General features: G+C 73.3%; 15 protein-coding genes. 7 read left to right on the top strand and 8 right to left on the bottom strand.

What is annotated here, in order from left to right:
• The first annotated feature begins 96 nt into the window (after positions 1-96).
• Both CR165_RS11165 and CR165_RS11160 read left to right on the top strand, forming a co-directional pair.
• Positions 97-2,292 carry a N,N-dimethylformamidase beta subunit family domain-containing protein gene (locus CR165_RS11165; RefSeq protein ID WP_109517073.1) on the top strand — a complete coding sequence of 732 codons (2,196 nt, stop codon included), beginning with the start codon at positions 97-99 and terminating at the stop codon, positions 2,290-2,292.
• Positions 2,289-3,614, top strand: coding sequence for an aspartate aminotransferase family protein (locus tag CR165_RS11160; protein ID WP_109517072.1), 1,326 nt, complete (start codon positions 2,289-2,291; stop codon positions 3,612-3,614). The genes CR165_RS11165 and CR165_RS11160 overlap by 4 nt, the downstream gene beginning before the upstream one ends.
• Positions 3,615-3,633: 19 nt before the next feature.
• Here the strand turns inward: CR165_RS11160 and CR165_RS11155 are convergent, their stop codons facing one another.
• The 3 genes from CR165_RS11155 to CR165_RS11145 form a co-directional block, all read right to left on the bottom strand.
• Positions 3,634-4,344 carry a GntR family transcriptional regulator gene (locus tag CR165_RS11155; RefSeq protein ID WP_109517071.1) on the bottom strand — a complete coding sequence of 237 codons (711 nt, stop codon included), beginning with the start codon at positions 4,342-4,344 and terminating at the stop codon, positions 3,634-3,636.
• Between the two features lie 93 nt (positions 4,345-4,437).
• A complete protein-coding gene (locus CR165_RS11150) occupies positions 4,438-5,418 on the bottom strand; it encodes a Bug family tripartite tricarboxylate transporter substrate binding protein (RefSeq protein ID WP_109517070.1) in 981 nt (326 codons plus the stop codon).
• Positions 5,415-7,151 carry an acyl-CoA dehydrogenase family protein gene (locus CR165_RS11145; protein WP_109517069.1) on the bottom strand — a complete coding sequence of 579 codons (1,737 nt, stop codon included), beginning with the start codon at positions 7,149-7,151 and terminating at the stop codon, positions 5,415-5,417. Before CR165_RS11145 ends, CR165_RS11150 begins: the two co-directional genes overlap by 4 nt.
• Before the next feature lie 110 nt (positions 7,152-7,261).
• Between CR165_RS11145 and CR165_RS11140 the strand changes: the two genes are divergently transcribed.
• On the top strand, positions 7,262-8,149 hold the full coding sequence (locus CR165_RS11140) for a LysR substrate-binding domain-containing protein (RefSeq protein WP_109517068.1): 888 nt from the start codon (positions 7,262-7,264) through the stop codon (positions 8,147-8,149).
• A 9-nt stretch (positions 8,150-8,158) separates the two neighbouring features.
• Here the strand turns inward: CR165_RS11140 and CR165_RS11135 are convergent, their stop codons facing one another.
• From CR165_RS11135 to CR165_RS11125, 3 genes are all read right to left on the bottom strand, one after another.
• Positions 8,159-8,548, bottom strand: coding sequence for a type II toxin-antitoxin system VapC family toxin (locus tag CR165_RS11135; protein WP_109517067.1), 390 nt, complete (start codon positions 8,546-8,548; stop codon positions 8,159-8,161).
• Positions 8,548-8,790: a type II toxin-antitoxin system Phd/YefM family antitoxin gene (locus CR165_RS11130; protein WP_109517066.1), complete on the bottom strand. Its 243-nt coding sequence runs from the start codon at positions 8,788-8,790 to the stop codon at positions 8,548-8,550. Before CR165_RS11130 ends, CR165_RS11135 begins: the two co-directional genes overlap by 1 nt.
• Before the next feature lie 89 nt (positions 8,791-8,879).
• The gene (locus tag CR165_RS11125) at positions 8,880-9,599 is read right to left on the bottom strand and encodes a GntR family transcriptional regulator (RefSeq protein ID WP_109517065.1); all 720 of its coding nucleotides are present in this window, start codon (positions 9,597-9,599) and stop codon (positions 8,880-8,882) included.
• Between the two features lie 159 nt (positions 9,600-9,758).
• On the opposite strand from CR165_RS11125, the gene CR165_RS11120 reads away from it, so the two are divergent.
• From CR165_RS11120 to CR165_RS11110, 3 genes are all read left to right on the top strand, one after another.
• Positions 9,759-11,087 carry an aspartate aminotransferase family protein gene (locus tag CR165_RS11120; protein ID WP_109517064.1) on the top strand — a complete coding sequence of 443 codons (1,329 nt, stop codon included), beginning with the start codon at positions 9,759-9,761 and terminating at the stop codon, positions 11,085-11,087.
• A 167-nt stretch (positions 11,088-11,254) separates the two neighbouring features.
• Positions 11,255-12,844, top strand: coding sequence for an ABC transporter substrate-binding protein (locus CR165_RS11115; RefSeq protein WP_109517063.1), 1,590 nt, complete (start codon positions 11,255-11,257; stop codon positions 12,842-12,844).
• Positions 12,845-12,883: 39 nt separating this feature from the next.
• The gene (locus CR165_RS11110; protein ID WP_109517062.1) at positions 12,884-13,927 is read left to right on the top strand and encodes a phosphotriesterase family protein; all 1,044 of its coding nucleotides are present in this window, start codon (positions 12,884-12,886) and stop codon (positions 13,925-13,927) included.
• Between the two features lie 76 nt (positions 13,928-14,003).
• Here CR165_RS11110 and CR165_RS11105 read toward each other — a convergent pair whose 3' ends face one another.
• Positions 14,004-15,584 (bottom strand): aldehyde dehydrogenase (NADP(+)), encoded by a 1,581-nt coding sequence (locus tag CR165_RS11105; RefSeq protein ID WP_109517061.1) that lies wholly within the window; start codon positions 15,582-15,584, stop codon positions 14,004-14,006.
• A 269-nt stretch (positions 15,585-15,853) separates the two neighbouring features.
• On the opposite strand from CR165_RS11105, the gene CR165_RS11100 reads away from it, so the two are divergent.
• Entirely contained in the window at positions 15,854-17,146 is a 1,293-nt protein-coding gene (locus CR165_RS11100; protein ID WP_109517060.1) for an NAD(P)/FAD-dependent oxidoreductase, read from the top strand.
• A gap of 13 nt (positions 17,147-17,159) precedes the next feature.
• Here CR165_RS11100 and ggt read toward each other — a convergent pair whose 3' ends face one another.
• Positions 17,160-18,776 (bottom strand): gamma-glutamyltransferase, encoded by a 1,617-nt coding sequence (gene ggt, locus CR165_RS11095; RefSeq protein WP_109517059.1) that lies wholly within the window; start codon positions 18,774-18,776, stop codon positions 17,160-17,162.
• Positions 18,777-18,791: the final 15 nt, after the last annotated feature.

Raw genomic sequence — 18,791 nt, 5'->3', positions numbered from 1 at the left:
GTAAATCCTGTATTTTGGGAAGCGATCCTGCATATTGACATCGTTGCCCAGCCGTCCTGTCCTGTTGCCGCAGCCTCGCATGCGTGAAAGGGCACCATGACCGTCCCGCTGACCGGCTATCTCGACCGCATCTCGGCCCGCCCCGGCGAGAGGCTGGCGGTGAAGGTCTCCTCCACCCTTCCGGGCGATTACGAGGCCGATCTGGTGCGGGTCATCTCGGGCGACCCCAACCCGGCCGGCCCCGGCCTGATCCTGCGGCCGGTGCCGGCGGCCTTCGCCGGGCGCTATCCCGGCCGCTTCCAGCCGACGCATCTCGGCTCCTGCGCCCTGGTGGCGGCGATGGAGGGGGTGGCGCTGCCCCCCGACCCGAGACGGGGCCTGACGCTGGGCCTGCGGGTGCAGCCCTGGCTGCTGACCGACCAGCCCGCCGTGCTGATGGCGCGGCAGGATGCGGCCGGCCATGGCTGGCGCCTCAGCCTCTCCAAGGCTGGCCCGGTCTTCGAGGCGCAGGGGCCCGGCGGCCATGTCCGCTGCGCGCTGGCGGCACCGCCGCTGCCCCGCGCCTGGTACGCGCTGACGGTCGAGATCCGTGACGGCACCGTGCGCCTCACTCAGGCGCCGCTGCGCAAGGTCTGGGGCGCGGGCGGCGATGCCGGCGCGGCCGAGGCCGCCGGTTTCCGGCTGGACACGCTGCCCGCCGCGCCGCTCAGCATCGGCGCCACCTGGCGCGACGGCGCCCCGCACGCCGTGTTCGACGGCCGCCTTGAGGACCCCTTCCTGTGCACGGGCGGGGCGCCGCCGGCCGGGCCTGCGGAAGGCCCAGGCCTGCTGGCCTGGTGGGATTTCTCCGTCGGCATCGACACGCAGTCGGTGGTCGACCGCGGCCCGCGCGGCCTGCACGGCCGGCTGGTGAACCTGCCCACCCGCGCCGTGCGCGGCTCCCGCTGGGATGGCAGCGCCATGGCCTGGACCCAGGCGCCGCGCCACTACGCCGCCATCCACTTCCACGCCGACGACCTCGCCGATTGCGGCTGGGAGACGGATTTCCACGTGGAGATCCCCGCCGGCCTGCCCAGCGGCGCCTATGGCGTGCGGCTGCGCGCCGGAGGGCAGGAGGACATCATCCCCTTCTATGTGCTGCCGCCGCGCGGCATGGCGACGGCGCGCGTGGCGTTCCTGGCCTCCAGCTTCACCTACCAGGCCTATGCCAACCATGCGCGTGGCAATGCCGACGCGGCCTACCGCGCCCGCCGGGACGCATGGGGCGCCTATCCGCACAATCCGGACGACCACCACGACTACGCCCACTCCACCTACAACCGCCACCCGGACAACAGCGGCGTGGCGCTCTCCTCGCGGCTGCGGCCCATCCTCACCTGGCGGCCCGGCTTCCTCACCTTCAACGACGCCCGCGGCTCCGGCCTGCGCCACTACCCGGCCGACACCCACCTGATCGCCTGGGCCGACGCGCTGGGCATCGAAATGGACATCCTCACCGACGAGGATCTCGACAATGAGGGGGTGGAGCTGCTGCGCCCCTACAAGGTGGTGCTGACCGGCTCCCACCCCGAATACCACACCCCCGGCACGCTCGATGCGCTGCAGGCCTATGTCGGCACCGGCGGGCGGCTCTGCTACCTGGGCGGCAACGGCTTCTACTGGCGGGTGGCGCGGCGGCCGGACCTGCCGCATGTCATCGAGGTGCGCCGGGCCGAGGGCGGCATCCGCGCCTGGGCGGCCGAGACGGGCGAGTACTACCAGCAGCTCGATGGCGGCTATGGCGGCCTCTGGCGCCGCAACGGGCGGCCGCCGCAGATGCTGGCGGGCGTCGGCTTCTCCAGCCAGGGGCTGTTCGAGGGCTCCCACTACCGCCGCCTGCCGGAGTCCCGCGCGCCGGACATGGCCTGGATCTTCGAGGGAATCGAGGGGGACATCCTCGGCGATTTCGGCCTCTCCGGGGGCGGCGCGGCGGGCTTCGAGCTGGACCGCGCGGACCCGTCGCAGGGCTCGCCGCCCAACATCCGCATCCTGGCGCGCTCGGAGGGGCACCAGTCGCATTTCGTCGCGGTGCCGGAGGAGTTGCTCTCCCACGTCAACACCGTGACGGGTGAGAGGCCGGCGGCGCTGATCCGCGCCGAGATCGTCTATTTCGAGACGGCGCAGGGCGGCGCGGTGTTCTCCACCGGCTCCATCACCTTCTGCGGCAGCCTGCCGCACAACGGCTTCGACAATCCCGTCTCGCGCATGCTGCGCAACGTCGTCACCCGCTTCGCCTCGGAGAGACTCTCATGAGCCGCATCCTGCACCGCAGCCTGCGCAAGGACCCGCTGCTGGCCGTCTCCGGCCGGGGGCTGATGGTGCAGGGGGCGGAGGGACCGCCGGTGATCGACGCCTCGGGCGGCGCCGCCGTCGCCTGCATCGGCCATGGCGACGAGCGGGTGGTGCGCGCCATCACCGAGCAGGCGCGGCAGATCGCCTATGCCCACACCGTCTTCTTCACCTGCGAGGCCGCCGAGCAACTGGCCGACCTGCTGGTGGGCGAGGCGCCGGGCGGCCTCACCCATGCCTATTTCGTCTCCTCCGGCTCGGAGGCGATGGAGGCGGCGCTGAAGCTGGCGCGGCAGTATTTCCTGGAGACCGGCGAGCCGCAGCGCACGCGCTTCATCGCCCGGCGGCAGAGCTACCACGGCAACACGCTGGGCGCGCTGGGCCTCGGCGGCAACATGGCCCGGCGCGAGCCCTACGAGCCGATCCTGGCCGGCTGCTTCAGCCATGTCTCGCCCTGCTTCACCTATCGCGGCCAGGAGGCGGGGGAGAGCGACGCCGACTATGTCGCCCGCCTCGCCGCCGAGCTGGAGGCCGAGTTCCAGCGCCTCGGCCCGCAAAATGTCGCCGCCTTCGTCGCCGAGACCATCGTCGGCGCCACCACAGGCTGCGTCACCGCCCTGCCGGGCTACTTCCCGGCCATGCGCGCAGTGTGCGACCGGCATGGCGCGCTGCTGATCCTGGACGAGGTGATGTGCGGCATGGGCCGCTCCGGCACGCTGCACGCCTGGGAGCAGGAAGGCATCTCGCCCGACATCCAGACCATCGCCAAGGGGCTGGGCGGCGGCTACCAACCGATCGGCGCCATCCTGGCGCAGGGGAGGATCGTGCGCGCGCTCGCCGAGGGCTCGGGCGCCTTCAAGCACGGGCACACCTACCAGGCGCATCCCGTGGCCTGCGCGGCGGCGCTGGCCGTGCAGCGCATCATCCGCGAGGACGGGCTGCTGGAGAATGTGCGGGCCATGGGGGCGCGGCTCGAGGGCGCGCTGCAGGAGCGCTTCGGCAACCACGCCCATGTGGGCGACATCCGCGGGCGCGGCCTGTTCCGGGCGCTGGAATTCGTCGAGGACCGCGCCAGCCGGCGCAGCTTCGACCCCGCCCGCAAGGTGAACGAGGCGGTGAAGGACGCCGCCATGGCGGCCGGCGTGATGATCTACCCGATGGGCGGCACCATCGACGGGCGCCGGGGCGACCATGTGATCATCGCCCCGCCCTACACGGCGACGGCGGCGGATATCGACCGCATCGTCGAGCGGCTGGGGCAGGCAGTGGAGGCGGCGCTGGCCTGACGCCTCAGGGCCTGATGCCTCAGGGCCTGGCCGCCGAGGGCGCGGCGCGGGCCTCCTGCTCGCGCTCGCGCAGGATGCGCAGGGCCACCGCGGCGGCGCTGCGCACATGGGCGCGGCACGCCTCCCAGGCGCCGGCGGCGTCCCGCGCCTCGATCGCCTCCACCACGCGGCGGATCTCGGCCACCGTGTCCGGCAGCCTTCCGGGGTCGGAGAGCGAGGTGGCGCGGAGCTGGGTGTTGCGGTTGATGATGGTCTCGAACATCCGCCCCACCAGCGGGTTGCGGCTGCCACGCATCAGCACCTCGTAGAAGTCCCGCTTCAGCCCGAGCAGCACCGCCTGGTCGGCGCCGCGCGGCGGCAGGGCGGCCAGCGCCTCGTAGATGCGGCGCAGCTCGGCCCGCTCCGCAGCCGAGGCGCGCAGCGCGAAGCCTTCGCCGGCCAGCGCCTCCAGCACGCCGCGCACCTCGTAGACCTGCTCCGCCTCGGCCGGCGAGAGGAAGCTGACGAAAGGGCCACGGTTGGGGATGGTGGTGACCAGCCCCTCCGCCTCCAGCAGCCGCACCGCCTCGCGCACCACGCTGCGGCTGGCGCCGAACAGCTCGCACAGCATGCGGTCCGGCAGGTGCTGCCCGGGGGCGAAGCGGCCGTTCATGATGGCGTTCCGCAGGCCTTCCTCGACCTGCTTGCGCATCGGTCGCGGCACCACGCGCAACGCCATGTCCTCCGTCATCGGCCTTCCACCGCCCCCTGCTGCCAGAACTCCTCTGCGATCCTAGCCAAGGCGGGCCAGGATCGGAAGATTGACTGACAAACCGGGAGGGGCTCAATCCGCCTTCGCGCCGGTCTCCCGGATGACGGCGCCCCAGCGCGCCGCCTCGCTGGCCATCAGCGCGCTGAGCGCGGCGGGCGTGACCTCGGGGGCGAGCTGCATGCCCTGGCTTTCCAGGAAGCGGCGCATCGCCTCCTGCCGCAGCGCGCCCTCCAGCGCCCGGCGCAGCGCCTCCCGCGCCGGCGCCGGCGTGGCCGCCGGCACCACCAGCCCGAAGAACACGGAGGCGTCGTAGCCCGGCAACCCCTGCTCGGCGATGGTGGGCGTCTCCGGCAGCACGGCCGAGCGGGCCGCCGTGGTGACGCCCAGCGCCCGCAGCCGGCCGGACTGGATGTGCGGCAGGGCGGTCAGCACATCGGTGAACACCATGGCGATGTGGCCGGCCAGCACGTCGTTCAGCGCCGGGCCGGTGCCGCGATAGGGAATGTGCTCGAAGCGCGTGCCCGCCATGCTGTTGAACAGAGCGCCCGACAGGTGCGAGGAGGCGCCATTGCCTGAGGAGCCGTAGGCCAGCGCCCGCCCGCCCTTGCCCAGCGCCACCAGCTCCGCGACCGAGCGGGCGGGGATGTCCGGATGCACCGCCAGCACGTTCGGGATGCGCCCGAGCGGCCCGACGGGGGCGAAATCCTTCAGCGGGTCATAGGTCTGGCCAGGATAGAGCATCTGGTTGATGGCCAGGGGGCCGGAGGTGCCGAACAGCACCGTCTGCCCGTCGGCGGCGGCGCGCGCCACGTATTCGGCGCCGACATTGCCGCCGGCCCCGGCGCGGTTCTCCACCACCACCGTCTGGCCCAGGACCTCCTGCAGCAGCATGGCGAGGCGGCGGGCGATCAGGTCGGTCGGGCCGCCGGGGGCGAAGGGGACCACCAGGCTCAGCACCTTGCCGCCCGGCTGCGCCAGGGCGGAGAGGGGAAAGGCGGCGAGGGGCAGGGCGGCCGCCGCAAGGGCGGCGCCCAGGGCGCGGCGGCCGATCATGCCACCGCTCCCGCGCCCTGGCCGGGGTCGGCCAGCAGTGGCGCCAGCTCCGCCTCCGTCTCCGGCGTGCCGGGTGCCAGCGGGTCGCGCGGCAGCACGCGGTGCCGCAGCACCAGCCGCGCCAGGGCCAGGCGCTCCGGCAGGCCGAGCTGCCCGGCCTCCCAGGCCAGGGCGGCGGCGGAGGTCAGGTGGTAGAGGGTGGACGCCGCCTGCCGCGCCAGCTCCGGCCTCTCCTGGGCCTGGGCGGCCAGGGCCAGGGCGCGCTCCAGCGCCGCCGGCGCCTCGGGCAGCGCGCCGGCATTGCCGAGCAGCTCCAGCACGTGCCGTTGCAGCACGGGCAGCGAGCCCTCCCGCTGCGCCGCCCGCAGCACGTCGAGCGCCACGATGTTGCTGGTGCCCTCCCAGATGCTGCCGAGATGCGCGTCGCGCAGCAGCCGCGCGTCGGACCATTCCTCGATGTAGCCGCAGCCGCCGCGCACCTCCATGGCGTCGCCCGTCACCTTGCGGGCGTCGCGGCAGGCGCGGAACTTCAGCAGCGGCGTCAGGATGCGCAGCAGCGCATAGGCGCCCTCCTCCCCGGCATCGGCGCGGCGCAGCGCCTCGGCGGCCTGGAACACCATGCTGCGCGCCTGCTCGGCCGGCAGCAGCAGCTTGAGGAGCTGGCGCCGCATCAGCGGCATCTCCACCAGCCGGCGGCCGAAGGCGACGCGGCGGTGGGCGATGAACAGCGCCTCGGTCGCCGCGCGGCGCATCAGCCCGGCGGCGCGCACGCCGTTGGAGAGGCGCGAGTTGTTCACCATGTCCGCCATCTGGCGGAAGCCGGCTTCCGGCTCGCCCACCAGCCAGGCCGTGGCGCCCTCCAGCCGGATCTCGCCGCTGGCCATGGAGCGGGTGCCGAGCTTGGCCTTCAGCCGCTGGATGCGGTAGCGGTTGGGCCGGCCATCCGGCAGGATGCGCGGCAGCAGGAAGAGCGAGACGCCGCGCAGCCCGGGCGGCCCGCCCTCGCGCCGCGCCAGCACCATGGCGAGGTCCGCATCCGGGTTGGAGCAGAACCACTTGTCGCCGGAGAGCGCCCAGCTGCCATCCGCCTGCGGCGCGGCGGTGACGACGGTGGCCGCGATGTCGCTGCCGGCGCCCTGCTCAGTCATGAACATCGCGCCCTGGTGCAGCGTATCGAGATCCTGGCTGGTGAGCGCGGGCAGGTAGCGCGCCACCAGCGCCGGGCCGCCGAACTTGCGCAGGGTGCGCGTCAGGCTGTCGGTCATGCTGACCGGGCAGCACAGGCCGAACTCCGCCTGCACCAGCAGGTAGGTGAGGAGGTACTTGGCGGCGGGCGGCATCGGCGCGTCCCAGCCCAGCACGCCGCCGCGGTGGGAGAGCGCCGCCAGCCCGTATTCGCCGAAGGCGATGCGCTCCATCTCCCGGTAGGCCGGATGGTACTCGATGGATTGCGCGTCCTCGCCGCGCCGGTTGCGGCTGTGCAGCACGGGCGGGTTGCGGTCGGCGGCCGCGGCCAGCGTGTCCAGCGGGCCGCCGGCCAGGCCGCCCAGCCGGTCCAGATGCGGCGCCAGATGCGCCAGCAGGTCGGGCGGCAGGTAGAGGCCGGCGAGGCGCTGCAGCACCGGATCGGCGCGCCAGAGGTTGAGGCCGTGGCTGTCGGGCACGGCGGCGGCACCGCTCGGCGGCGCCAGGGCGGCTGCGCCGGGAGGCGGCGCGGGAGGGCGGAGATGCATGGCGTTCGCCTCGTTCGGTCGTTTCGTCCCGCGCCGATCCTGGGCAGCGGCCCCCGCGCGCGCCAGCCGATTTCTCCGCAGGGGGTTTTGCGCTAGGCTCACACCCCTCCATGACCTACCGACGCCTGCCCTCGCTCTCCGCGCTGCGCTGCTTCGAGGCGGCGGCCCGCCATGGCAGCCTCAGCCGTGCCGCGGCCGAGCTGCATGTGACGCCCGGCGCCGTCAGCCGCCAGGTGCGGGCGCTGGAGGAGGAGTTGCGCGTGGCGCTGTTCCTGCGCGGCCCCGGCGGCGTGACGCCCACCCCGGCCGGCGAGACCCTCTTCGCCGCCGCCCGCGCGGGGCTGGACCGGCTGGCGGAGGGCGTCGCGCAGGCCACCGCGCCGGCACCGCGCCAGGCGCTGACGGTCGGCGCCTATGCCCTCTTCGCCAGCCGCTGGCTGATCCCGCGCTGGCCGCGGCTGCAGGCGCGCCACCCGGGGCTTGACATCACCCTCGTCACCACAGCCGACCCGCTGGCGCTCTCGCCCGGGCGGTTCGACGCGGTGATCGCCGTGGCGGGGCCGGCGGCGCGGCCGGGGCTGCTGGTGCAGCCCCTCGTGCCGATCGAGACGGTGCCGGTCTGCGCCCCCGCTCTGGCCGGGCCACAGGGCTTCCGCTGGGAAGGCAAGCCGCTCCTGCATTCCCGCCAGCGCCCGCGGGACTGGGCCCGCTGGCTGGCGGCGGCCGGGGTGGAGGGGCCGGACCCGCGCCAGGGCGCCGCCTTCGAGAGCATCGGCCTCGCCATCGACGCGGCGGCGAGCGGCCTCGGCGTGGCGCTGGCGATCCGCGCCCTGATCGGGCCGGACCTGGAGGCGGGGCGGGTGGTCGTGCCGGTGCCCTTCGCGCGGCGCAGCGCGCATGGCTTCGTGCTGCTCTGCGAGGCGGCGCGCGCCGCGGAGGCCGGGCTGGCGGCCTTCCGCCACTGGCTGGCCGAGGAAGCCGGCATGCCCCCCGCCTGAGCGGTGCCCCTACCGGACCAGCACCACCAGCTCGGAATAGGGCGGCAGCAGCGGGTCGGCCGTGTAGAGCCGCACCGGCTCGGCCATGGCCTGGGCGATCAGCAGATGGTCGAACGGGTCCCGGTGGTGCTGCGGCAGCCCGGCGACCAGCATGGCGGCGGAGGCGCGCACCGGCAGCTCGACGAAGCCCGTGTCGAGTGCCGCGCGGAGGATGCGCTGCGGGTCGAAGGCGAAGTCCGCCCGGCCCAGCCGCGCCTTGATGGCGATTTCCCAGAGGCTGGCGGCGCTGAACAGCACCTCGTTCTCCGGCTCCTCCAGCGCGGCGCGGGCCTCGGGGCCGAGCCGGTGCGGCTCGGCCAGCGCCCATAGCAGGATGTGGGTGTCCAGCAGCAGGCGCATCAGCCCGCCTCGAAGCCGGACAGCACCTCCTCGGGCAGCGGCGCGTCGAAATCCGCCGGGATGGAGAGCTGCCCCGCCAGCCGCCCCAGGCGCCGGCGCGGCCGCGCCGGCGCCTCCTCGAGCGGGACCAGCCGGGCCACGGGCCGCCCGGCACGCGCGATGAGGATTTCCTCGCCCGCCGCCGCCGCGTCGACGAGGCGGGAGAGGTGCGTCTTGGCGGCGTGGATGTTGACCGTCTGCATGGCGGGCCTCCTGCGCTCCTTCATAGCGGAATCTGGCGGACTTAGTCCAGTCTGGTTGCATATAAGAGGGCGCCCGCCGCCGGGTGGCCTCAGTCCCCGGGCCGCAGCAGGGGCAGCACCTCGCGCTCCGCCCCGGCATCGCCGGCGAAGCGGATCTCTCCCAGCAGGAAGGTCGTGGCGTCGCGGATCTCGCCCTCCAGTTCGCGCGCGGCGGCCATGCCGTCGCCCAGGCGCAGGGCCTGCAGGATCGGCGCGTGGCGGTGGGCGTGCTCGGCCGGGCGGCCCATCAGCACCCAGCGCGCCTCCCAGAAGAGCGGGCCGCGCCGCAGCCACAGGCTCTCGATCATCCCCAGCAGCAGCGGCGCCTCGGCCATGCGGTAGAGGGTGAAGAGGAATTCCCGGTCCACGCGCAGGAAGTCTTCCGGCCGGCCGGAGCCGCGGACCCCGGCATGTTCCTCCAGCAGCCGCTCCAGCGTGGCCAGGGTGGCGGCGTCGAGCCGTGGCGCGGCCAGGCGCAGGGCGAGCGGCTCCAGCGCCGCGCGCACCTCGCCCAGCTCCAGGAAGGCCGCGCGGGTGAGGCGGGGCACGATGGCGGTGCCGGAGGGCGTGAGGTCCAGCGCCTGCTCCGCCGCCAGCCGGCGCAGCGCGGCGCGCACCGGCATCGGGCTGGTGCCGAGCGAGGTGGCGATGCGCCGCAGGGAAAGCTTGTCGCCCGGCGCGAAGGTGCCTTCCACCAGGGCCTGCCGGAGTCGGCGATAGGCCTGTTCCTCCAGGGGCGGCAAGGCGGAATGCGATTCAGGCGGATTCATCGAGATTCCTGTTGCTGGCATTTTGTGATCACAATAGCATCGCTACTGAGATGGCATATGGTGCTGCGCCAGGCCGTCGCATCCTGTTTAGCGTGCGCCGGCCCGCATGGCAGTCGGGGGGCTGCCGGGCCATCGCCAAGCCCCTGTGGAGAGACCTGCATGAGTTCGGCCACCGCCCTGCGCCGCAACAGCGATCTCGGCACCGCGCTGGAGGAGGCCCGCGCGGCCTATGCCGCCGCGCGGCCGCGCAGCGCCGCCCTGCACGAGCGCGCCAGCGAGGTGATGCCGGGCGGCAACACCCGTTCCGTGCTCGCCTATGGCCCGTTCCCGGCCGCCATGGCGCGCGGCGAGGATTGCCGCCTGTGGGACCTGGACGGCCATGCCTATCTCGACCTCTGCGGCGAATACACGGCCGGGCTGTTCGGCCATTCCGAGCCGCGCATCCACAAGGCGCTGCACGCCACGCTGGAGGGCGGCATCAACCTCGCCGCGGTGGGGCAGGGGGAGGAGAGGCTGGCCCGCCTGCTGTGCGGCCGCTTCCCCTCGCTGCAGCGGCTGCGCTTCACCAACAGCGGCACCGAGGCCAACCTGATGGCGCTGACGGCCGCGCGCGGCTTCACCGGGCGCAACACCATCATGGTGATGCAGGGCGGCTACCATGGCGGGGTGCTCACCTTCCCGCTGGCGGGGCCGAGCCCGGCCACCCTGCCGCTGCCCTTCCTGCCCACGCCCTACAATGACAGCGTCGAGGCCACCCGCCTGGCCCGCGCCCATGCGCAGGACCTGGCCGCCATCATCGTCGAGCCGATGCTGGGCGGCGGCGGCTGCATTCCGGCGACGCCGGAGTTCCTCGCCACGCTGCGCGCCCTGGCCGACGAGACCGGCGCCGTGCTGATCTTCGACGAGGTGATGACCTCCCGCATGTCGGGCGGCGGGCTGCAGGCGCGGCTCGGCATCACGCCGGACATGACCTGCCTCGGCAAGTATATCGGCGGCGGCATGAGCTTCGGCGCTTTCGGCGGCCGGGCCGACATCATGGCGCAGTTCGAGAGCCGGGTGCCGCATGCCGGCACCTTCAACAACAACGTGCTGACCATGGCCGCCGGCGCCGTCGCGATGGGCGAGATCTTCACCGCCGAGGCGGCCGAGGCGCTGTTCCAGCGGGGCGAGGCGCTGCGCGGGCGGCTGAACGCGGCGGGACGGGCGGCGGGCGTGCCGCTCGGCTTCACCGGGCTCGGCTCGATGATGACGGTGCATTTCCGCCAGCCCCTGCCGGACCGCCCCTATGCCGCCACCCCCGCCGAGGAGGGCCTGCGGGAGCTGTTCTTCTTCGACATGCTGGCGGCCGGCCTCTACCTGGCGCGGCGCGGCATGGTGGCGCTGAGCCTGCCGGTGGGCGAGGCGGAGATGGACCGCTTCGTCGCCGCCGTCGGCGAGTTCGCCGAATCCCGCGCCGCGCTGCTGCGCGCCGGCGGCGTGGCCCCCTAGCAGGAGGCGGAGGAGGAGCGGCCGGCGGCCCTTCCTCCCGCCATCTCCAACGCGCGCTGCAAGACGAACAAGGCCGCCCGCAAGGCCTGGACTGGGGAAACGCCGATCGGCTCGCCGGACGCGACCGGACGCATGGCGATCGGGCTGCAAATCTCGGGAGACCACAGATGCATCGTCGCCGCTTCATCGCGACCGCCGCCGGCCTCGCCGCCGCCGGAGCCGCCCCGCCGCTGCGCGCGGCCGGCTCCGCGGCGCGCGTGCTGCGCTTCGTGCCGCAGGCCAACCTCACGGCGCTGGACCCGATCTGGACCACCGCCGCCGTCACCACCAACCACGCCTACAACGTGTTCGACACGCTCTACGGCCTGGACGACGAGTTGCGCGTGCGCCCGCAGATGGCCGAGGGCCACACCGTCTCGCAGGATGGCCTCACCTGGGAGGTGCGCCTGCGCGAGGGCCTGCGCTGGCACGACGGGGAGAAGGTGCTGGCGCGCGACTGCGCCGCCAGCCTGGAGCGCTGGGCACGGCGCGACACCTTCGGCCAGTCCCTGGCCGCGCGCGTCGCGGAATGGGGCACCGCGGATGACCGCACCATCCGCATCCGGCTGCACCGGCCCTTTCCGCTGATGCTGGAGGCGCTGGCCAAGAGCGCCGCCATCATCCCCTTCATGATGCCGGAGCGCCTGGCGCGCACCGATCCGTTCAAGCAGGTGACGGAGATGGTGGGCTCCGGCCCCTACCGCTTCCTGCCCGGCGAATACGTCTCCGGCAGCCGTGTCGCCTATGCGCGCTTCGACGGCTACGTGCCGCGCCAGGAGCCGCCGCAGCGCAGCAGCGGTGGCAAGGTGGCGCATTTCGACCGCATCGAGTGGCATGTGATGCCGGACGCGGCGACCGCCGCCGCCGCCTTGCAGGCCGGCGAGATCGACTGGTGGGACCAGGTGCACCCGGACCTCGCGCCGCTGCTGCAGCGCAACCGCCGGGTGAAGGTCGCCGTCAACGACCCGATGGGCTACATCGGCACGCTGCGCTTCAACTGCCTGCACGCGCCCTTCGACAACGCCGCCATCCGCCACGCCCTCCTCTACGCCGCCAAGCAGGAGGACTACATGCGGGCGGTCACGGCGAACGACCCGGAACTGTTCCGCCTCTGCCCCTCCATGTGGCCCTGCGGCACGCCCTACGGCACCGAGGCGGGGTCCAAGCCGCTGCAGGGGCCATGCGACCTGGGACGCGCCAAGGCGATGCTGCGCGATGCCGGCTACAAGGGCGAGCGCGTTGTCATCCTCAACCCGACGGACATGCCCAGCATGGCGCCCTTCGGCCTGGTGACGGCCGACCTGCTGCGGCGCCTGGACATGAATGTCGAGCTGGTGGAGACCGACTGGGGCTCCGTGGTGCAGCGCCGCTCCAGCCGCGCGCCGGTGGAGCAGGGTGGCTGGAGCATCTTCCACACCTGGTGGCCCTCCCTCTCCATCTACACGCCGGCGATCAATCCCGTGCTGCGCGGCCAGGGGGACAAGGGCTGGTTCGGCTGGTACGAGAACGCGGCGGTGGAGCGGATGGCGGAGGAATGGCTCAGCGCCCCCGACGAGGCCACCCGGGCCGCCATCGCCGAGCAGATCCAGCGCGTCTCCTTCGAGCAGGCGCCGATCATTCCGCTGGGCCAGTTCTTCATGCGCACCGCCTACCGCACCGATCTCAGCGGCTTCCTGACCGGCAGCGTGCCGTATGCGTGGAATGTGCGGCGTGGCTGAGGCGGGGCGCGACCCATCGGGCAAGGAGAGAGGAACGACATGACGAGGCTGACGCGCGACGAGATGCGGGGCAAGGCACAGACGGTGCTGGGGCTGATCGACCCCGCCGAGCTCGGCTCCACCCTGATGCACGAGCACCTGATCTGGAACATCACCCCGCCGCCCGAGCGGGACAAGCCGCTCGGCGAGCTCGACCTCGGGCAGTGGTGGGATCTGCAGACCCGCACGGTGAAGGATTACCGCAACTCGACGCAGCTCGATGTGGGCGTGGCGACGCGCGCGGCGGCGGAGGTGGTGCAGCATGGCGGCCGCACCATCGTCGAGCTGACCATCGGCGGGCTGATGCCGGACCCGGAGGGGCTGGCCCGGGCGTCGCGCGAGAGCGGCGCGCAGATCGTCATGGGCTGCGGCCACTACGTGCACGATTACCAGGACCCGGCGAACGAGGCCCGCGGCGTCGATGAGCTGGCGCAGGAGATGGTGGACCAGATCCAGCTCGGCGCCTGGGGCACCGATGTGCGCGCCGGGCTGCTCGGCGAGATCGGCTGCCAGTGGCCCTGGACCGACCTCGAGAAGAAGATGCTGCACGCCGCATGCCTGGCGCAGCAGGAGACCGGCGCGGCGCTCACCATCCACCCCGCCCGCGACCAGGACCACCCGTGGATGCTGGTCGAGTTCCTGCGCGCGCATGGCGCCGACCTCTCGCGCACCATCATCGACCATATCGACCGCACCATCTTCGACGACGAGCGGCTGTTCCGCCTGGCCGATGCGGGCGTCATCCTGGAATGGGACCTGTTCGGCCAGGAGAGCTGCTACTACCAGCCGAACCCGGACATCGACCTGCCGAACGACGCGCAGCGCCTGCGGGATATCCGCCGCGTCATCGACCGCGGCCATGGCGATCAGGTCGTCATCAGCCACGACATCTGCCACATCGTGCAGATGACCGAGTTCGGCGGCCATGGCTACGCGCACATCTACAAGAAGGTCATCCCGCTGATGCGCCGGCGCGGCTTCAGCGAGGCGGAGATCGACGCGATCATGGTGGGCACGCCGCGCCGGCTGCTGACCTTCGTCTGACGCGCGCGCGGGGAGGGGGCGTGCCCTCCCCGGAGCGGCATCAGCGGCGCGGACCGCCCGCGCCGCGCCGCGCCGTTCAGGACTGGCCGAGCACGCCGTCCACGCGCCGCCACAGCCCCATCGGGTTGCCGTCGCGCAGCGCCTCCGGCAGCAGCGCCGCCGGCATGTCCTGGTAGCAGACCGGCCGCAGGAAACGGCCGATGGCGAGTGTGCCGACGGAGGTGGAGCGGCCATCGGAGGTGGACGGATACGGCCCGCCATGCACCATGGCGTGGCTGACCTCCACGCCTGTCGGGTAGCCGTTCACCAGGATGCGGCCGACCCGCCGCTCGAGCACCGGGAGCAGCCGGCGCGCCATCTCGACATCGCCCTCCTCCATCTGGATGGTGGCGGTGAGCTGCCCCTCCAGCCCCTCGGCGAGGCGGAGCATGGTCTCGGCATCCGGGCAGCGGATGACGAGGGAGGCGGCGCCGAACACCTCCTCGGCCAGGGCCGGGTCGGCCATGAAGTGCTCGGCCGTGGTCTCGAACAGCGCGGCCTCGCCCTGGGTGGCGGCGCTGGCCACCTGCCCCGAGGCGACCTTGCGCACGCGGTTGTTGCCGGCGAGGTGCGAGATGCCGGCCTGGTAGGCGCCGAGGATGCCGGGGGTCAGCATGGTCTGCGCCGGGGCGCCTCCCAGCGCCTCTGTCGCGGCGCCGAGGAAGGTCTCCAGCTCCGGGCCGTCCAGGGCCAGCACGAGGCCTGGATTGGTGCAGAACTGCCCGGCACCGAGGGTGAGGGAGCCGACGAAGGCCTTGCCGATGCCGGCGGCGCGGCTGGCCATCGCCTGCGGCAGCAGGAAGACGGGGTTGATGCTGCTCATCTCGGCATAGACCGGGATCGGCTCGGGGCGGGCGGCGGCCGTCTTCATCAGGGCGGTGCCGCCGGCGCGGGAGCCGGTGAAGCCCACCGCCTTGATGCGCGGATCGGCGACCAGCCCCTGCCCGACCACCTGGCCCGAGCCGAACAGCAGGGAGAACACGCCTTCCGGCAGGCCGCAGGCCTTGACGGCGGACTGGATGGCGCGGCCGACCAGCTCGGAGGTGCCGGGATGGGCGGAATGCGCCTTCACCACCACCGGGCAGCCCGCGGCCAGGGCCGAGGCGGTGTCGCCGCCGCCCACCGAGAAGGCGAGCGGGAAGTTGGAGGCCCCGAACACCGCCACGGGGCCGAGCGGGATCATGCGCAGGCGCAGATCCGGGCGCGGCAGCGGCTGGCGGTCGGGCAGGGCGGGATCGATGCGGGCATTGAGGTAGGTGCCATCCCGCACCTCCTTGGCGAAGAGGCGGAGCTGGCCGACGGTGCGGCCGCGCTCGCCCTCCAGCCGGCCGCGCGGCAGGCCGCTCTCCGCCATGGCGCGGGTGATCAGCGCGTCGCCGATGTCGAGGATGGCCTGGGCGCAGGCCTCCAGGAAGCCGGCGCGAATCTCGGGCGTGGTCTCGCGGTAGCTGTCGAAGGCCTGCCAGGCCAGGGCGCAGGCACGCTCCACATCCGCCGCCGTGCCGCCGCCGAAGGCGGGCTCCATCGGCTGGCCGGTGGCCGCCTCGATCGCACGGATGGGTTTGTCGGTGCCGCGCAGGGCCGTGGCGCCGATCAGCATCTCGCCGGAAATGGACATGGACGCTTCCTTTCTGTCCGTCAGAAGGCACCGGGTTCCGCCGCGGCAGGGCCTGCGTCGTTTCGGTCCGTTGCCGACCTGCCTTACAGGCTGCGCGGGAATGGCGCCATACGCACGCCGGCCAGGAGCGGCACGGCCTAGCTTCCAGGCCATGTCTATTTTCCATAATATATATTCTAGGGTTTTTTTGCTCGTGGGGCCGGCACCGTTTTCCACGGGAGCGAAACAGCGGCTTGACCCACCGGGCCGGCTTGAAAACAGTGGCGGGCATGGCCCAGACCGCGCCCCGCCCCCTGCCGCCGAGCCTCTACGCGCGGACCGCCGCCCCGGCGCCGGACACGCCGCCGCTGCCGGGCGATACCAGCACGGATGTCGCCATCATCGGCGGCGGCTTCACCGGCCTGTCCACGGCGCTGCATCTGGCCGAGCGTGGCATCCCCACCACCGTGCTGGAGGCGCATGAGCCCGGCTGGGGTGCCTCCGGCCGCAATGGCGGCCAGGTGAATCCCGGCCTGAAGCACGCGCCGGATGCGGTGGAGGCCCGCTTCGGCCCGGATCTGGGCCGCCGCATGGTCGCCTTCAGCCACGCCGCGCCCGACTACGTGTTCGAGCTGGTCCGCCGCCACCAGATCCGTTGCGAGGCACGGCAGGATGGAACGCTGCGCGTGGCCACCAGCCCCGCCGCGGCGGCGGAGCTGCGCCTTCTGCACCGCGCCTGCCTGGACCGCGGCATGCCGGTGCGGCTGCTGGAGGGCGCGGCGCTGCAAGAGGCGGTGGGCACGGCCTTCTATCCGCTCGGCTTCCTCGATCCCCGCGGCGGGCATCTCAACCCGCTGGGCTATGCGCGCGGCCTGGCGCGCGCCGCGCAGGCGCTGGGGGCGCGGGTGCATGGCGGCACGCCGGCCACCGCCCTGCGGCGGGAGGCGGATGGGTGGCGGGTGGAGACGCCGCAGGGCGTGGTCCGGGCGCGGCAGGTCCTGCTCGCCACCAACGGCTATTCCGGCGGGCTCTGGCCCGGGCTGGCGGAGAGCATCGTGCCCGTGTTCAGCGCCATCCGCGCCACGGAGCCGCTGCCGCCCGAAGTGGCGGCCGGCATCGTGCCGTTCCGGGGCGCGGTGTTCGAGACGGGCCGCATCACCGTCTACTACCGCATGGACGAGGCGGGGCGGCTGCTGATGGGCGGCCGCGGGCCGCAGCGCGAGCTGGCGGACCCGGAGCGGCTGGACTACCTGATGCGCCATGCCGGGCGGCTGTGGCCGCAATTGCGCGGCGCGCGCTGGGCCGAGGGCTGGAACGGCCAGCTCGCCGTGACGCCCGACCACTACCCGCATGTGCACGCGCCGGCCCCGGGCCTGCTCTGCTGCCTGGGCTACAACGGCCGTGGCGTCGCCCTGGCCAGCCATATGGGCCGCCTCCTCGCCGCCCGGCTGGCGGAGGGCGAGGCGGCCGCCTTCGACATGCCCGTGCTGCCGCTGAAGCCGATGCCGCTGCACCGCTTCTGGCGCCTCGGCGTCTGGGCGGAAGTGTGGCGCGGGCGGCTGCTGGGCCGGCTGGGGCTGTAGCCGCCCCGCCGCCTCAGGCCGCCAGCGCCATGCCGTCGCGCTGCGGGTCGGCACCGCCCTCGATGCGGCCATCCGGCAGGCGCTGCAGCCCGTGCGGGGCGCCGAAGGCATAGCTCTGGTAGGAGCGGGCGACCGGATAGCCCATCCCCTCCAGCGCCCGCGCCACGCCCTGCGGGATGCGGTTGGCCACGTCGATCGTGTCGCTCAGCGCGACGATGCGGGGCGCCGCCACGGCCTCGGCCATGCTCATGCCGAAATCGAGCACGTTCATCAGCGCCTGGGCGATCGCCGGCACGATGTAGGTGCCGCCCGGCGCGCCGAGGACAATGGCGGGATGCTCCCCCTCGAAGACCAGGGTGGGCGCCATGGCGCTGCCGCGGCTCTTGCCCGGCGCGATGGAGGCGGCGCGGCCCGGGCGCGGGTCGAAGCCGCTCATGCAGCCATTGTACATGAAGCCGAGGCCGGGGGTGATGGCGCCGGAGGGAATGCCCAGCGTGTGCGTCAGCGAGACGGCGTTGCCCGCGCCGTCGATGACGCAGACCACGGTGGTGTCCGGCGGGTCCTTGGCCGCCGGCTCCCCGGCGCGGGGCACATGCGCCACCTCCCCGGCCTTGATGCGCGCGGCGATTTCGGCGGCGTAACCGGCCGAGAGCAGGCGGTCGAGCGGCACATCGACGAAGTCGGGGTCGCCCATGTGGCGGTCCTTGTCGATGGTCATCCACTTCATCGCCTCGGCCAGGATGCGGAGGTGCTCCGGCCCATTGTGCGGCAGGCTGGCGAGGTCGAAATGCTCCAGGATGTGCAGCAGCTCGATCAGCGAGCCGCCGCCCGCCGGCGGCGGGTTGGAGGCGATGCGCCGCCCCCGGTAGCTTCCCCAGACCGGCGCCTTCTCGCGCACGCGGTAGGCGGCGAGATCCCCGGCGGTGATCAGGCCGCCGCGCGCCGCCATGTCCGCCACCATCTCGCGCGCGATGTCGCCGCGGTAGAAGGCCTCCGCGCCGCCCTCGGCGATGCGCTCCAGGGTGCGCGCCATCTCCGGGTTGCGCAGCGTGTCGCCGGGGCGCTTCATCCGGCCATCGGCGTGGAAGTAGACCTGCCGCCCCGTCTCGCTGAAGCGCAGCTTGTCCGCCACGTTCACCTGGCCGTCGCCGCCATGGTCGAGCGCCCAGTAGTAGTGCATGTAGGGCCGCACCATGACGCCCCGCTGCGCCTGGGCGATGGCGGGCGCCATCACCGCCCGCAGCGGCATGGTGCCGAAGCGCGAGAGCGCCTCCGTATAGCCCGCCACATTGCCCGGCGTGCCGATGGCGCCGTAGCCGATGTCGTTGCGCTGGTCATCGAGCAGGAAGACGAAGCCGTCGCGCGACTGGCCGATGAAGCGGCTCTCCCACATGTCCTCGGTCGCTGCCAGGGGCGCGCGGGCGAAGAACTCCAGCACCGTGTGCACCCCCTGCGCCGGCAGGCAGAGTTGCATGGCGCCGAACCCGCCGATGCCGCACATCTGCGGGTCCACCACCCCCTGCGCGAAGGCGCAGGCGATGGCGGCATCCACCGCGTTGCCCCCCTGGCGGAGGATCTCCACCCCCGCCTCGGCCGCCTCCGGCTGGGCCGCCACCACCATGCCGCGCATCGCGTCTCTCCCTCC

The organism is Teichococcus aestuarii (assembly GCF_003116135.1).
Classification (GTDB): Bacteria; Pseudomonadota; Alphaproteobacteria; order Acetobacterales; family Acetobacteraceae; genus Pseudoroseomonas; species Pseudoroseomonas aestuarii.
This window is presented reverse-complemented; position numbering and strand designations above follow the sequence as displayed.